The sequence below is a fragment of the Faecalibacterium prausnitzii genome (genome assembly GCF_049532945.1).
Classification (GTDB): Bacteria; Bacillota; Clostridia; order Oscillospirales; family Ruminococcaceae; genus Faecalibacterium; species Faecalibacterium prausnitzii_N.
This window is the reverse complement of record NZ_CP186691.1, coordinates 1,341,147-1,355,849: the sequence shown is the minus strand read 5'-3', so window position 1 is coordinate 1,355,849 and position 14,703 is coordinate 1,341,147. Positions and strand designations below refer to the sequence as shown.

Genomic DNA, 14,703 nt, shown 5'->3' with positions numbered 1-14,703 from the left:
TTCTCTTTTTCAGTCAAACAGATCCTCGTCGTCGCACAGACGCACGGTGCTGGCGGCCGACGCTTCAAAGTTCACGGTGCCTTTCTCCGTCTCGACCGTGATGGTGCTGCCCTCGCGGCCTGTCAGGATACCGGAAAACTCCTTGGTGCCGTTCTCGTTGGCGCGGAACAGCTTGACGCTGACCTTCTGCCCCTTGACGGCCTCGTAATGTTCCGGGCGGGTCAGCTTACGGCCAAGGCCGGGGCTGCCCACTTCCAGATAATAGCTCTGGTCGATGGGGTCTGCCTCGTCAAGGATGGGGTCCAGCGCATGGGAAACATCCGCGCAGGTGTCGGTATCCATGGTGCCGTCCTTGTCGATGAGCACGCGAAGATACCAGTCTGGACCTTCCTTTTCAAAAACCACATCCCACAGGCGCAGGCCCATGCCCTCCACGGTGGGGCGGACAAGCGCTTCGACTCTCTGGGCGGTGTTGCCGCCAGACTGCTTCGCCATAAAAAACCTCCAAACAAACAAGAAACGCGGACCTTGCGGCCCACGTTCCATAAAAGTTATATCGTACAAATAGAATATACCATACTCCGGCAAAATATGCAAGAGATTTCGTTGAAAAATCTCTTACAGCGCCCAGACACCGTTTTGGAAGAGGGTCACGGTGCGGCCATCGCGGCATTTGCCGGTGATATGGCTGTCCTCTGCACCGATCATCACATCCTCATGCAGGCGGGACTGGTTCATGCCGCGGGCCAGCAGCTCCTCCTTGGAAAGGCGGGTGCCGTCGGCCGTGGTGCCGGGGTAGCTGGCACCAAAAGCGATGTGGCAGGCGGCATTTTCGTCAAACAACGTGCTGTAGAACAGCTTGCCGCTGCGGTTGATGGGGCTGCTTGCCGGCACCAGTGCCACTTCGCCAATGCTGCGGGCACCCTCATCGGTGTCCAGCAGCTGACCCAGCAGGTCAGCGCCCTCCTCAGCGCCATGCTCCACGACCTTGCCGTCTTTGAAGGTAACATGGAAGTCCTTGATGAGCTGGCCGTTGAACACATAGGGCTTTGTGCCGTAGACAACGCCCTCTACCCTGTCCTTGTGGGGCGCAGTGAACACTTCCTCCGTGGGGATGTTGGGCAGGAACACCACGCCCTTTTCGCTCTTGCTGGCGGCGCTTTCCCAGCTGGCCTTGTCGGCCAGACCCACGGTCAGGTCCGTGCCATTGCTGCTCTTGAAGTGGACGCTTTCGAGGTCGAAGGCGTTCATCTTGTCGCGCAGGGTCATCAGGCGGTCGAGGTGTGCTTTCCACTCGCCCACCGGGTCGCCGCCGGTGACCCGGCACACGTCAAAGATCAGCTTCCACAGCTTCTCGATGGCGGCATCGGTATCGAGGTCGGGGAACATCTTCTTCGCCCACGGCGCGCTCGGCATGGCAGCAATGGACCACTGCACCCGGTCGTTCATGGTGTACTCCTGCCACGGAGCCATGAATTTCCGGTTGGCGGCGTTCACCCGGCTGATCTTGGCGCTGTCCAGCCCGGCGTAGACCTCCGGATCATCGGCGATGAGATGCAGTACACACACGCCGCCCTCGCTTTCGGCATAGTCAAGATAGCGGCGCAGCTGCCATGGCTTGAGGTCGGTCAGGGCCTCCTCGCTGCCCAGCTCCATGCGGCTGCGGGAAACGGCATTGTCGTTCCAGTTCACCTGCACATCCCGGGCACCGGCTTCGTAGGCACTGCGCACGCACAGCCGCGCCAGCGGCGCGCCCTCCAGCGGGCAGTTGATGATGAGGGTCTGTCCGGGCTGTGGGTTCACCCCCACCCGGACGATGAAATCGGCATATTTTTTCAGCAGTTCGTCAAAGTTTTCCACTAAAGTTCCTTTCCGCCGTGCAAAAACGGCACACAGTTGATCTTGTGTCCAGTATACCTTTTTTCCGAGGAGATGTCCACCCAGAATCTTTTTATGGCGTTGCATTTTCTGCGGTGCTGTGCTATACTACAGGTAGAAAGAGAATGCTGCCCGGCAAACGGTCAGCACCTTTCAACCTGTCATACAAAAATGACCGCTAAGTGTGCTAGACTTGGGGCGGTCATTTTTTGTTGCCAAAGATTTTCCAAGCTACATCGAACATGCCAAAGCCTACCGTTGCAAGCAGCGTAAGCAGTGCCAACGTTTCTAAAAGCGTCATGGATCATCCCCCCTTTCGCAAGAAAGCGTCAGGGGTGCAGCAATGCAGACCTTCCTGACGCCAAGTCCGAAAGGTGCAAGACCGCCTGCCGTATGTGGGCAGCATTCTCGGATATCAGTATACCAGACATTCCGCGTTTTTTCAACGCAAAAAGCCCTTCCATTTGCATTTCTGCAAACGGAAGGGCTTCTCTTTTTATCAGAACTCGATCTTGCTCTCGATATAAGCTTTCAGCTCGGAGATGGGCATACGCACCTGCTCCATGGTATCGCGGTCACGGACGGTGACGCAGTTGTCGGCGGCAATGCCCTTGGCCTCGTCGCCCACGGTATCAAAGTCCACAGTGATGCAGTACGGGGTGCCGATCTCGTCCTCGCGGCGGTAACGCTTGCCGATGGAACCGGTATCGTCGTAATCCACCATAAAGTACTTGCTCAGCTCGTTGCGGATCTCCATAGCCTTCTCGCCCAGCTTCTTGCTCAAGGGCAGCACGGCGCACTTGTAGGGAGCCAGAGCCGGATGCAGATGCAGCACGGTGCGGATATCCTCCTTGCCCTTGCTGTCGGTCAGGTGCTCCTCGTCGTAGGCTTCGCACAGGAAAGCCAGAGCCACACGGTCACAGCCCAGAGACGGCTCAATGACGTAGGGGATGTAGTGCTCGTTGGTCTCGCTGTCGAAGTACTCCAGGCTCTTGCCGGAAGCTTCCTGATGGCGGGTCAGGTCGTAGTTGGTACGATCCGCGATGCCCCACAGCTCACCCCAGTCGGTGAACGGGAAGGCGTACTCGATATCGGTGGTAGCGCGGCTGTAGAAGGCCAGCTCTGCAGGCTCGTGGTCACGCAGGCGCAGGTGCTCCTTCTTGATGCCAAGGCTCAGCAGCCAGTTCTCGCAATAGTCCTTCCAGTAAGCGAACCATTTCAGATCGGTGCCGGGCTTGCAGAAGAACTCGCACTCCATCTGCTCGAACTCACGGGTGCGGAAGGTGAAGTTGCCCGGGGTGATCTCGTTGCGGAAAGCCTTGCCCACCTGGCACACGCCGAAGGGCAGCTTGCGGCGGGTGGTGCGCTGGATGTTGGCAAAGTTGACAAAGATGCCCTGTGCGGTCTCAGGACGCAGATAGCAGGTGGAAGAGCTGTCCTCAGTAACGCCGATGGCAGTCTTGAACATCAGGTTGAACTTGCGGATGGGGGTGAAGTCATGCTTGCCGCACACCGGGCACACGATGTCCTCATGCTCTGCGATGAAAGCATCCATCTCGTCAAAGCTCATGGCATCCACATTCACCTCGGGGTGCTCCTCGCCGATCAGCTTGTCGGCGCGGTGGCGTGCCTTGCAGGCACGGCAGTCCAGCAGGGGATCCGAGAAGCTGGACACATGACCGGTGGTCACCCAGGTCTGAGGGTTCATGATGATGGCTGCATCCAGACCCACATTATAGGGGCTCTCCTGCACGAATTTCTTCAGCCATGCCTTTTTGACATTGTTCTTGAACTCGACGCCCAGCGGGCCGTAGTCCCAGCTGTTGGCCAGACCGCCGTAGATCTCGGAACCGGGGAACACATAACCACGGTTCTTGCAGAGATTGACGATCATATCAAGGGTCTTTTCGCTCTGTTCCATTGTAGTACATCCTTTCCGTCCGCGGCTGGTTTGCCGTGTCGTTGTTGTATCGTTCCGGCAGCTTTCCCCACTGCCGTATATCTTTATGCTACCATGTTTTGCCCGCTCCGTCAATGCTTTGCGCCCCCAAATATGGGGGCCGGGCGCTGCGGGCCGTCACTTGTGGTATTTCATTCCTGCATTGATGGTGCAGGCACGGTAGATCTGTTCCGTGAGCACAAGGCGGGCCAGCTGGTGGGGCATGGTGATGCGTCCCATGCTGAACTTGAGCGCCGCCGCCCGCTTGACCTCCTCGGCCAGCCCGCGGGACGAGCCGATCACAAAGGCCACGTCTCCTGCCCCACTGTTTGCGCGGTCCGCAAGGAACTGCGCCAGCTCGTCGGAGGAGATCTGCCTGCCCTCGATGCACATGGCCACGATGGCAGCACCCTTGCGCACGTTGGACAGGATGGCCTTGCCCTCCTTGTCCAGTGCCTTTTTTACCACGGCATCCGAGGCGTTTTTCTCCTCGATCTTTTCCTCCGGCAGCTCGATGATGCGGAAGGACGCGAAGGCGGCAAGGCGCTTCTGGTACTCGGCCACGCCCTCGGCGAAATATTTGGCATTCAGCTTGCCCACACAGATCAGGTCGATGTTTTGCATAACGTCGTCTCCTTTACAGAAGCGTCAGCTGCTCGCCCTCGTCCTCGGCGCGGAGCAGCGCACCGGTGGCGGGCAGGCTGCGCACACGGTAGCGGTGGGGGTTCGCCAGTTCCAGCGTGTCCGCCGGCACCACCGAAGCAATGGTCTGGTTCTTTTTCAGGGTGACCACCGCCACGCCCTGACTGTCGCGGGTGGCCTTGGCGGCGATCTGTGCCGTGCCAACCAGCAGCATCCGGCTGGCACTGGTGCGGATGGCAAGCTCGGTCTCCTCCGGCAGGAAGAAGAGCTTTGCCAGCGGTTCCTTGTCGCAGTAGGCCTTGAGCAGCTTGCGACGGTTCTGCTTGGTGGCGTAGGAGCTGAGGGGGATTTTCGCGCACTTGCCGCTGGCAAAGAAGAACAGCATAAAGCCGCTGTAGTCGCTGGTGATCACCATGGAGAGCACGTTCTCGCCCTCGTCCATGCCCAGACGGCCCGGGATGAAAATGCCCATCTGGGCCACCTTGCCGTCCTCCAGCTCTGCCAGACGCACCTTGTACACCTGCTGGCGGTCGGTAAAGAACAGCGCCTCCACGTTGTTGCGGGTCTCGATCTGCTGCACGATCTCGTCGCCTTCTTTCAGCTTGTGGGCACCGGCGGTGCGCAGACCCTGCGGCGGGATCTTTTTGAAGTAGCCCTCGCGGGTAAAGAACACCGTCACGGGGTAATCCGGCGCTTCTTCCTCCTCGGAGCCGTTCTCATCCTCAGGCAGATCGTACAGGATCTCGCTGCGGCGGGGCTGGCCGTACTTCTTGGCAACATCGTTCAGCTCATTGATGATGATGCGGCGAATGCGGGCGGGCTTTGCAAGGATATCGTTCAGGTCGGCAATGTCCTTCTCCAGCTGTTCGATCTCGCTGGTGCGCTTGAGGATATATTCCCGGTTCAAATGACGCAGCTTGATCTCGGCCACATAGTCGGCCTGCACTTCATCGATGCCAAAACCGATCATCAGGTTGGGCACCACTTCGGTCTCTTCCTCGGTGGTGCGGATAATTTTGATTGCCTTGTCAATGTCCAGCAGGATAGCAGCAAGACCCTTGAGCAGGTGCAGGCGCTTTTCCTTGCCGTGCAGGTCGTAGTAGGTGCGGCGGCGCACGCACTCCACGCGGAAGGCCGTCCACTCCTTGAGAATTTCGCGCACGCCCATCACGCGGGGCTGGCCGGACACCAGAATGTTGAAGTTTGCGCTGAAACTGTCCTCCAGCGGGGTAACCTTAAACAGCTTTGCCATCAGCTTGTCGGCATCCACGCCGCGCTTGAGGTCCAGTGTCAGCTTCAGGCCGTTCAGGTCGGTCTCGTCACGCATGTCGCTGATCTCCTTGACCTTGCCGGCCTTGACCAGCTCCGCGATCTTATCCATGATGGCCTCCACCGTGGTGGTTGGCGGGATCTGGGTGACCTCGATCATGTTCTCGCCCGGCACCACATTGTAGCGGGCGCGTACCTTCACGCTGCCGCGGCCGTTCTCGTAAATTTCACGCATCTGCGCTTCATCGTACAAGATCTGGCCGCCGCCCACGAAGTCCGGGGCAGGCATGGTGGTGGAGATGTCGTGCTTTTCATCCTTCATCAGGGCCACGGTGGTGGCGCACAGCTCTGCCAGATTGAACGAGCAGATGTTGCAGGCCATGCCCACCGCGATGCCCAGCGTGTTGTTGGCCAGAATGGTGGGGAAGGTGACCGGCAGCAAGGTAGGCTCGGTGGTGGTGCTGTCGTAGTTGGGCACAAAGTCCACGGTCTCCTTGTCGATATCCCGGAACAGCTCCTCGCACACACCCTCGAGCTTTGCCTCCGTGTAACGGGCAGCAGCGCAGGACATATCCCGGCTGTAGGCCTTGCCGAAGTTGCCCTTGCTGTCCACAAAGGGCACCAGCAGGCTCTCGTTGCCGCGGCCCATGCGCACCATGGTGTCGTAGATGGCGGCATCACCGTGGGGGTTCAGGTGCATGGTGCTGCCCACGATGTTGGCAGACTTGGTGCGTGCGCCCTTGAGCAGGCCCATCTCGTACATGGTGTACAGCAGCTTGCGGTGCGCCGGTTTGAAGCCGTCGATCTCTGGCAGCGCGCGGCTGACGATGACGCTCATGGCGTAGGGCATATAGTTGGTTTCCAGCGTGCGGGTGATGGGGTCCTCCAGCACACTGCCGGCATTTAAAATTTCAACGCCGTCGCCCAGCTGCGGGCGCACCGGCTTGAGTGTTTTCTTTGTTGTTCGTTTTGCCATTCTTCTTTTATCCTCTAAATAAACCTCTCAGTCTCGCTCACGCTCGACAGCTCTCCTGTCAGGAGCAGCGACACTGCGCAGCATGGACGGAGAGGTCAAGACACATCCAGATCGTCCAGATATTCTGCGCCGTGCTCTGCGATGTGCTCCTTGCGTCCGGCGAGGTTGTCGCCCAGCAGCAGGTCGAACACGCGGGCGGTCTCCTCCACATCAGTGGGCATCACTTTAATAAGGCGGCGGCTCTCCGGGTTCATGGTGGTCAGCCACATCATCTCGGGGTCGTTCTCACCCAGACCTTTGGAGCGCTGGATGGTGTATTTTTTCTCGCCGATCTCTTCCAGAAACGCTGTCTTTTCCGGCTCGGTGTATGCAAAATAAGTGCGGTCTTTCGTTGTAATTTCATACAACGGCGACTCTGCGATATACACATAGCCCTTCTCGATCAGGGTCGGGGTCAGGCGGTAGAGCATGGTGAGCACCAGCGTACGGATCTGGTAGCCGTCCACATCGGCATCGGTACAAATGACGATTTTATTGAACCGCAGATTATCGAGATTGAAGGTGGCCAGCTCCTTGTTGTGTTTGCCGCCCAGTTCCACGCCGCAGCCCATCACCTTGATGAGATCCACGATGACATCCGATTTAAAGATGCGGGCATAGTCGGCCTTCAGGCAGTTCAAAATTTTGCCGCGGATGGGCATGATGGCCTGATATTCACTGTCGCGGCTGGACTTGACCGCACCCATAGCGGAATCGCCCTCCACGATATACAGCTCGCGGCGGGATGCATCCTTGGTGCGGCAGTCCACGAATTTCTGCACCCGGTTGGCAAGGTCGATCTGGGTGGACAGCGTTTTTTTGATGCTCTGGCGCGTTTTTTCCGCATGCTCACGGCTCTGCTTGTTCACCAGCACCTGCTGGCAGATCTTCTGGGCCTCGTCCGGCTTTTCCAGAAAATACACTTCCAGATAATGCTTGAGGAAGTCGGTCATAGCCTGCGAGACGAATTTGTTGGTGATGGCCTTTTTGGTCTGGTTCTCGTAGCTGGTGCGGGTGGAAAAACTGGACGAGACATACACCAAGCAGTCCTGCACATCCTGAAAGCTGATGGCGCTCTCACCTTTTTTATAGAGGTTCTTTTCCTTCAGGTACTTGTTGATCTGGTAGACAAAGGCGGTGCGCACCGCGTGCTCCGGGCTGCCGCCGTGCTCCAGCCAGGAAGAGTTGTGGTAATATTCCAGCATCTGCACCTTATTGGAGAAGCAGAACGCCGCGCTCATGCGCACCTTGTAATCCGGCTGGTCCTCGCGGTCTCGGCCGGATGCCTCACTCTCGCAGCTGAACACCGGGGTCAGGGTATCCTCCCCTGCCACCTCGGCCACATAGTCCGCGATGCCGTGCTCATAGCACCAGCTCTCGTACCACGCCTTGCCAGTGGCAGGGTCTTTCTCTTTTTCATCGGTGAAGTTCAGGGTCAGGCCTGCGTTGACCACCGCTTGACGGCGCAGGGTATCCTTATAGTAGCTGCCAGGCACATCGATGTCGGTGAACACCTCGTCGTCCGGCTTCCAGTGAATGATGCTGCCGGTGCGGCGGCCCTTGTAGGCTTCCTTCTGCAGGCCGCCCACATTCTCGCCCTTTTTAAAATCAAGGTGATAGTGGTATCCGTCACGGTAGATATCGGCGGTCATCCATGCAGAAGCATACTGGGTAGCGCACAGGCCCAGACCGTTCAAGCCAAGGCTGAACTCGTAGTTATCCTCACCCTCGCCATACTTGCCGCCTGCATACATCTCGCAGAACAACAGCTCCCAATTGTAGCGCCCCTCGCCGTTGTTCCAGTCCACGGGCATACCGCGGCCAAAGTCCTCAACGATGACGCTGCCATCCTTACAGCGGGTCACGTTGATGGTATCGCCGTGGCCGTCGCGGGCTTCGTCGATGGAGTTGGAGACGATCTCAAAGATGGAGTGGGCGCAGCCCTCCACGCCGTCTGAGCCAAAGATAACGGCCGGGCGCTTACGCACACGGTCGGCACCCTTCAAAGAAGTAATGCTCTCGTTGCCATATTCCTGTTTTTTTGCCATGTTCACCCTCCCGGTCTGCACGGATACGCCCCGTACCCTTTGCCGGCCGAATCGTTTTCTAGTTTTCTATTAAACCATAGGTTGTTGTCAATGTCAATTTTGCGTTTCGTCCCCCGCCGTCGGCCCGGCCCGGCCGGAGAGCATCAAAAATCCACTTCTATTATTTATCGTCCGGACGCATTTTTCAAGAAAAGTCTGATTTTTTTCGAAAAAATTTGCATTTTCCTCTTTACAAATCCAGAATTTCAGGTATAATAATCATCGTCCGGTGCGCCTCTGTAGCTCAGTCGGTAGAGCAGGGGACTGAAAATCCCCGTGTCATTGGTTCGATTCCGATCGGAGGCACCAGTCAAGGAAACCCAGCAGGGTTTCCAATATGCGGCCGTAGCTCATCTGGTAGAGCGCCACCTTGCCAAGGTGGAGGTAGCGAGTTCGAGCCTCGTCGGCCGCTCCATAACGGAGCAGCAACGGTTGCTCCAATATGGCCCGGTAGCTCAGTTGGTTAGAGCACCAGCCTGTCACGCTGGGGGTCGTCGGTTCGAGCCCGATCCGGGTCGCTCATCCTAATGGTGCAGGGACAAATGCACCGAATATGCGGCCGTAGCTCATCTGGTAGAGCGCCACCTTGCCAAGGTGGAGGTAGCGAGTTCGAGCCTCGTCGGCCGCTCCAACAGGAGTGGAAATTCACTCCTAAATATGGTGACGTGGCCAAGTGGTAAGGCAAGGGTCTGCAAAACCCTCATCCACCAGTTCAAATCTGGTCGTCACCTCCAAAAGATTCCCGAACGTGAAAGCGTTCGGGATTTTTTTGTTTTATTGCATCCTCCCCTTCCCCGTGTTACAATAGCGGTATCCTGTGCAGAAAGGAGCGTATGCCATGCCCGCTCAAACCACCGAGACCCACACCACCCTCACCCCGGATACGCCGGTGCGCTACCTGAAGGGCGTTGGCCCCAAGACCGCTGAGCGGTTCGAGAAGCTGGGCATCGTGACGCTGGCCGACCTGCTGTGCCACTACCCGCGCAGATATATGGATTTTTCAAAGCCCTACTCCCTTGCCGAGGCACCGTGCGACACCGAGTGCGTCGTCAGGGCCGAGGTGTTCGCCAAACCCGGCGGGCGTATCCTGCCGGGTGGGCGGCGGATGGAGCGCATCACTGCCGGGGACGATGTGTCCAGTCTGGAGATCACATGGTTCAATAATCCCTATGCCGCCCAGAAGCTGCAGCTTGGGCAGGAATATTATTTTCAGGGCATCGTTACCGGCGGGATGCTGCGCCGCCAGATGGTCAACCCGCAGGTGCGCACCGAGGCGCAGATCGCTGCCGCCCCTTTTGAGGCTGTCTACCCCCAGACCGATGGGCTTTCGAGCAGCGTCATCGCCCGGTGTGTCCGCCAGCTGCTGCCCCATGCAGAGCTTCTGCCCGACCCTCTTCCGCCGGAAATGCGGCAAAAATACCGTCTGCTCTCCAAGGCAGATGCCGTGCGGGCCATCCATTGCCCGGAGAGCGAGGAAGCCGCCTTTGCGGCCCGGCGGCGGCTGATCTATGAAGAACTTCTGGTTTTGCAGCTGGGCATTGGCCGGATGAAAAACCGGGGCAGCGCCGCCACCGGGGCACCGATGCAGCTTCTCGACCCGCAGCCGTTCTGGGACGCGCTGCCCTTCGCCCCCACCGGAGCCCAGCGCCGGGCCGTGAGCGAGATTCTGGCCGACATGGCGGGCGAGACTTCCATGAACCGCCTTTTGCAGGGCGATGTGGGCAGCGGAAAAACGCTGGTGGCGGCTGCCGCCATCTGGGCGTGCATCCGGGCGGGGTATCAGGCCGCGCTGCTGGCCCCGACAGAAATTCTGGCCGCCCAGCATGCCGAAGGCCTGAACCGGATGCTTGCCCCCTTCGGGATGCGAGTGGCGCTGCTGACCGGCGGCATGAAGGCCGCTGCACGCCGCACCACCCTTGCCGCCATCCGGAACGACGAAGCCGACCTTGTGGTGGGCACCCACGCCATCCTCAGCGAAGGCGTAGAATTTGCCCGGCTGGGTCTTGCCGTGATCGACGAGCAGCACCGCTTTGGGGTACGGCAGCGCGGAATGCTGGCCGAAAAGGCCGCGAATCCGCACCTGCTGGTGATGAGCGCAACGCCCATTCCCCGCACGCTGGGCCTGCTCATCTACGGCGATTTGGACATCTCCATTCTGGACGAGCTGCCGCCGGGCCGCACACCGGTCAAGACCCGCTGCATCACCGGCAAAAAGCGGCGCGACCTCTACCATTTTCTCGATCAGGAGATCGGGCGCGGGCGGCAAGTGTATCTGGTCTGCCCCGCCATCGAGGACACACCGGATGGCGGGCTGAACGCCGTTAAGAGCTACTACGAGGACATTGCCAAAGCCCTGCTGCCGGAGCGCCGGGTAGGCCTGATGCACGGCAAGCTCAAACCCAAGGAGAAAGCTGCCGTGATGGAGGACTTCAAAGCCGGACGGCTGGACGCACTGGTGTCCACCACCGTCATTGAGGTGGGTGTGGATGTGCCCAATGCCAGCGTAATGGTGATCGAAAACGCAGAGCGCTACGGTCTGAGCGCCCTGCACCAGCTGCGCGGCCGCGTGGGACGCGGTGCAGCGGAGAGCTGGTGCTTTCTTGTCAGCGACAACACGAGCGAGCAAGTCCAGAAGCGGCTCAAATTCCTCTGCTCCACGGCAGACGGCTTTGCAGTGGCGCAGTACGACCTGGAGACCCGCGGCCCCGGCGACTTTTTCGGCAGCCGCCAGCACGGCCTGCCCACCCTGCAGATCGCCGACCTGATGAACGACACCCGCACCCTGCACGCTGCGCAGGCGGAAGCCGTTGCCATGCTGGCCGACGACCCGCTCCTCACCGCACCAGACCACGCACTTCTGGCCGCGCAGGTCGAGCAGATGTTCGAAAAGGCCGGTGCGATGAACTGAACCAACAGCGAAGGGCAGGCCAAAAGCGGCCTGCCCCTCGTTTTCTATCTTCTATTATTTCATGGGAATGATCTCGCAGAAAACGCACCGGCTCTTGGTGGAAAGGGCCACATCCTTGTGGTAGCAGCCAAAGAACCATTTTTCATAGTGCAGTTTCAGCAGGATCTTGTCGAGGAAGAGGTGCAGCCGGTTCGACTCGCCCAGCGCCAGCGCAGTAAAATCCAGGAACCTGCTTGGCGCATCGTGGGTCAGCACATAATCTACCTGCCAGCCGTTTTCTTCCAGCGTCTTTTCGCAGAAGGCATATTCCTCATCCGAGGGCATCTCCTGCGGCCACCAGTTGACCCCAGGCTCCCGTTCCTCTTTGTCCTGACTTTCGGCCCCGCCGAAGCAGAGATATTTTTTGCCCTCCAGCGTCAGCACGCTGCCGCGGCACACATGGTACACATTGCCGCCCAGTGCCTGGACCGTTCCGCCGAACCGCTCCTCGGTCGGGTACTGGGCCAGCAGGTCGTAGTTTTCGTGGCTGCCGTCCAGAAACAGCAGGGTATACGGGCGCTTGCGCAGCCAATCCAGCTTTTTCTGTTCCTCCTTGCTGCCGTCCCACACAAAGCCAAAGTCGCCCAGTACCACCACGGTATCCCGTTTGCCCAGCCAGCGCAGCTTGCCGTGCTTGAAGCGGTCGATGTCGCCGTGGGTGTCCCCTGTCAGATATACCATTCGTTTCCTCCCGCCCTGTGTGAAAGCTGTAAAAGCCCTTGTCTCCGCAGGGCAAACCTGTTATTATAAAAGAATGAAGCTCCGGCTTCTTCCTGTTGTCCTATCCGGCCGCATCCTGCGCCCCGGTCTTTCTATTTTATCGCTTTTTAAAGGAATTGTCCACATGAAACGTATTTTTGCCCTCTTTTTGTCTCTGGCGGTCCTGTTCAGCTGTTTGGCTGTGACGGCAGGCGCCATGTTCGACCCCACCCCGGTCTATCAGGTGCAGGCACAGAGTGCCTATATCGTCAACACCGATACCAATATCATCGTCTATGATAAGGACAGCCAGAAGCAGGTGCCGGCCGGCGGCCTGACGAAATACATGACCATCGCTCTGGTGATGTCCAACTACGCCGACCAGCTCGACAACACCTTTACCATGCCGTTCGCCATCTCGGATTACGTTTATAACACCAACAACGCCGATATGCGCTCCAACGAGACCTTTACCTACCGCGAAGCCATGTACGCCATGCTGACCCGCAACGCCAACGAAGCCGCCATGGGCCTTGCCTATGCCCTTTCCGGCGGCGACCTCGCGGGCTGGGTGAGCCAGATGAACACCCTGTCCCAGCGCATCGGCACCACCGGCAGCACCTGGACGGATGCCTGCGGCATCGACAGCGGCAACGTGACCTGTGCCGTGGATATGTACCTGATCCTGCGCTATCTGATGAGCTTTGATGCCTTCCGGGAGATCTCCAGTGCACCGACCTTCACGATGCCCGCCAAGGAAAAACACGCCAAGAGCTTCGTTCTGGTCAGCCAGAACGCCGCGCTGAGCAAATCCAGCGGCGGCAAATACTACCGCAGCGCCATGCAGGGCGGCCTCTGCGACGTGATGGCCTACAAGAACGACAACGGCGACCAGAGCTATGTTTCATGGGCCAATAAGGATGGTGCCACCTATATTTTCTGCGTGATGCAAAGCCCGGACACCTGCGACGATTTCGGCTACGCCAACCGTCGCCCGGCCCTGTGCGAGACCGTGAAGCTGATGGACTGGGTGTTCGACAGCTTTTCCATTCAGGCCGCGCTGGACACCGACCTTACGCTGGCCGAGATCCCGGTGAAGTATTCCTCCGATACCAGCTCCCTGCAGCTGTATCCCGCCGACAGCATGATGACCCTGCTGCCTTCCACCGGCGACGGCAGCGTGACCCAGAAATATTTCCACCTGCCCGATTATGCCGCCGCCCCCATCCATCAGGGCGACGTCATCGGCACGGTGGAGCTGAAGCTTGCCGGTGAGACCATTGGCGTGGTGGACCTGATCGCCGGGCAGGATGTCCGCCAGAACGTCCTGCTCTTCACCGTCTCGAAGGTGCAGGACTTTTTCCACAGCCTCTACCTGAAGGTCGTGATCGTCATGAGCCTGCTCGCCCTCGCCATCTATGGCCTGTGGTGGCTGCTCAATGTCTGGCATGGCCGCAGACCGACCAAGAAGATCCATCGCCGCTGACAGACGAGGGCAGGAACCAGACCGGTTCCTGCCCTCGTTTTCGTTCAGTCGATCGTCGTTTTTGTCCGTCCCACGCCGATGACGGCAGTGCTGATCTTTTTCCAGCTGCTGCAGCCGCACACACCGTCCACCGCGAGGCTGGTGCGGCGCTGATAGCCCCGGAGCGCCTCTTCCGTCCGGGTGCCGAACAGGCCGTCGATGCGGCTCCCGGTCTGGTAGCCCAGCGTGGAAAGCGCGTCCTGCAGAATCATCACATAGCAGCCGCGGCTTCCCCGCCTCAGGGTAGGATACCCGGCGGTGGTGCCGCTGCAGGCGGGCGTGCCGTAGCGGCGGTCCATGTGCACCCATGTGGGGGTCTGGCTCAGCGGCTCCACATAGCCCCATGCCCCGGTGCCCCGGGCTGCGTTGTAGATGGCCGTGCGGGCGGTCTGGGTCAGGCTTTGGCCCACGTCAAAGGATACGCCCGCGTAGTGCTGGCTGCGGGTGCCGTGGCCGCCCTCCCAGATGCGGCGGAAGGCATACCCCACCGGGATGCCCTTGCCGTACTTGCGGCGGGTCAGGTTCCACGCTTCCATGGCCGCAATGGTGGTCCAGAGCACCGGGCTGTTCGATCTGCCCCGGAACTCCCGCAGGGTCAGGGTCCGGCCGGTGCTGTAGGGCATGGGGTCGTTCTCGTTCAGGTTTGCATAGGTGTATACCTTGTTCTCGTAGGCATCGTAAATAAGCAGCCGTGCCATTGGG

Annotated in this window: 10 protein-coding genes and 5 tRNA genes; 7 read left to right on the top strand and 8 right to left on the bottom strand. The window is 59.2% G+C overall.

All coding sequences use genetic code 11. The features are described 5' to 3' along the window. Positions 1–9 precede the first annotated feature (9 nt). From rimP to ACNQFG_RS06765, 6 genes are all read right to left on the bottom strand, one after another. Positions 10–495, bottom strand: coding sequence for a ribosome maturation factor RimP (rimP, locus tag ACNQFG_RS06790; RefSeq protein WP_423406409.1), 486 nt, complete (start codon positions 493–495; stop codon positions 10–12). A gap of 123 nt (positions 496–618) precedes the next feature. Then, the gene (locus ACNQFG_RS06785; RefSeq protein ID WP_423406408.1) at positions 619–1,860 is read right to left on the bottom strand and encodes an aminopeptidase; all 1,242 of its coding nucleotides are present in this window, start codon (positions 1,858–1,860) and stop codon (positions 619–621) included. A gap of 517 nt (positions 1,861–2,377) precedes the next feature. Next, complete coding sequence (locus ACNQFG_RS06780) at positions 2,378–3,799, bottom strand: glycine--tRNA ligase (protein WP_154256666.1); 1,422 nt, start codon at positions 3,797–3,799, stop codon at positions 2,378–2,380. A 156-nt stretch (positions 3,800–3,955) separates the two neighbouring features. Beyond that, complete coding sequence (gene rlmH, locus ACNQFG_RS06775; protein ID WP_423406407.1) at positions 3,956–4,441, bottom strand: 23S rRNA (pseudouridine(1915)-N(3))-methyltransferase RlmH; 486 nt, start codon at positions 4,439–4,441, stop codon at positions 3,956–3,958. A gap of 13 nt (positions 4,442–4,454) precedes the next feature. Continuing rightward, complete coding sequence (locus ACNQFG_RS06770) at positions 4,455–6,704, bottom strand: DNA gyrase subunit A (RefSeq protein WP_423406406.1); 2,250 nt, start codon at positions 6,702–6,704, stop codon at positions 4,455–4,457. A 95-nt stretch (positions 6,705–6,799) separates the two neighbouring features. Further along, entirely contained in the window at positions 6,800–8,791 is a 1,992-nt protein-coding gene (locus ACNQFG_RS06765) for a DNA gyrase/topoisomerase IV subunit B (protein ID WP_423406405.1), read from the bottom strand. 272 nt (positions 8,792–9,063) lie between these two features. On the opposite strand from ACNQFG_RS06765, the gene ACNQFG_RS06760 reads away from it, so the two are divergent. The 6 genes from ACNQFG_RS06760 to recG all read left to right on the top strand — a co-directional run bounded on the left by ACNQFG_RS06760 (position 9,064) and on the right by recG (position 11,738). Beyond that, a tRNA-Phe gene (locus tag ACNQFG_RS06760) sits at positions 9,064–9,139 on the top strand. A 30-nt stretch (positions 9,140–9,169) separates the two neighbouring features. Further along, positions 9,170–9,245, top strand: a tRNA-Gly gene (locus ACNQFG_RS06755). Positions 9,246–9,274: 29 nt separating this feature from the next. Beyond that, positions 9,275–9,348: transfer RNA gene (locus tag ACNQFG_RS06750), tRNA-Asp, on the top strand. 37 nt (positions 9,349–9,385) lie between these two features. Then, a tRNA-Gly gene (locus tag ACNQFG_RS06745) sits at positions 9,386–9,461 on the top strand. Positions 9,462–9,489: 28 nt separating this feature from the next. Beyond that, positions 9,490–9,564, top strand: a tRNA-Cys gene (locus ACNQFG_RS06740). A gap of 104 nt (positions 9,565–9,668) precedes the next feature. Then, a complete protein-coding gene (recG, locus tag ACNQFG_RS06735; protein ID WP_423406404.1) occupies positions 9,669–11,738 on the top strand; it encodes an ATP-dependent DNA helicase RecG in 2,070 nt (689 codons plus the stop codon). Between the two features lie 54 nt (positions 11,739–11,792). On the opposite strand, the gene ACNQFG_RS06730 is transcribed toward recG, so the two are convergent. Next, positions 11,793–12,458 carry a calcineurin-like phosphoesterase gene (locus tag ACNQFG_RS06730; RefSeq protein ID WP_423406403.1) on the bottom strand — a complete coding sequence of 222 codons (666 nt, stop codon included), beginning with the start codon at positions 12,456–12,458 and terminating at the stop codon, positions 11,793–11,795. 163 nt (positions 12,459–12,621) lie between these two features. Here ACNQFG_RS06730 and ACNQFG_RS06725 point away from each other — a divergent pair, with 163 nt between their 5' ends. Further along, a complete protein-coding gene (locus ACNQFG_RS06725) occupies positions 12,622–13,962 on the top strand; it encodes a D-alanyl-D-alanine carboxypeptidase family protein (RefSeq protein WP_423406402.1) in 1,341 nt (446 codons plus the stop codon). A 44-nt stretch (positions 13,963–14,006) separates the two neighbouring features. Here ACNQFG_RS06725 and ACNQFG_RS06720 read toward each other — a convergent pair whose 3' ends face one another. Continuing rightward, the gene (locus ACNQFG_RS06720) at positions 14,007–14,699 is read right to left on the bottom strand and encodes a peptidoglycan-binding domain-containing protein (protein WP_423406401.1); all 693 of its coding nucleotides are present in this window, start codon (positions 14,697–14,699) and stop codon (positions 14,007–14,009) included. Between the last annotated feature and the right edge of the window lie 4 nt (positions 14,700–14,703).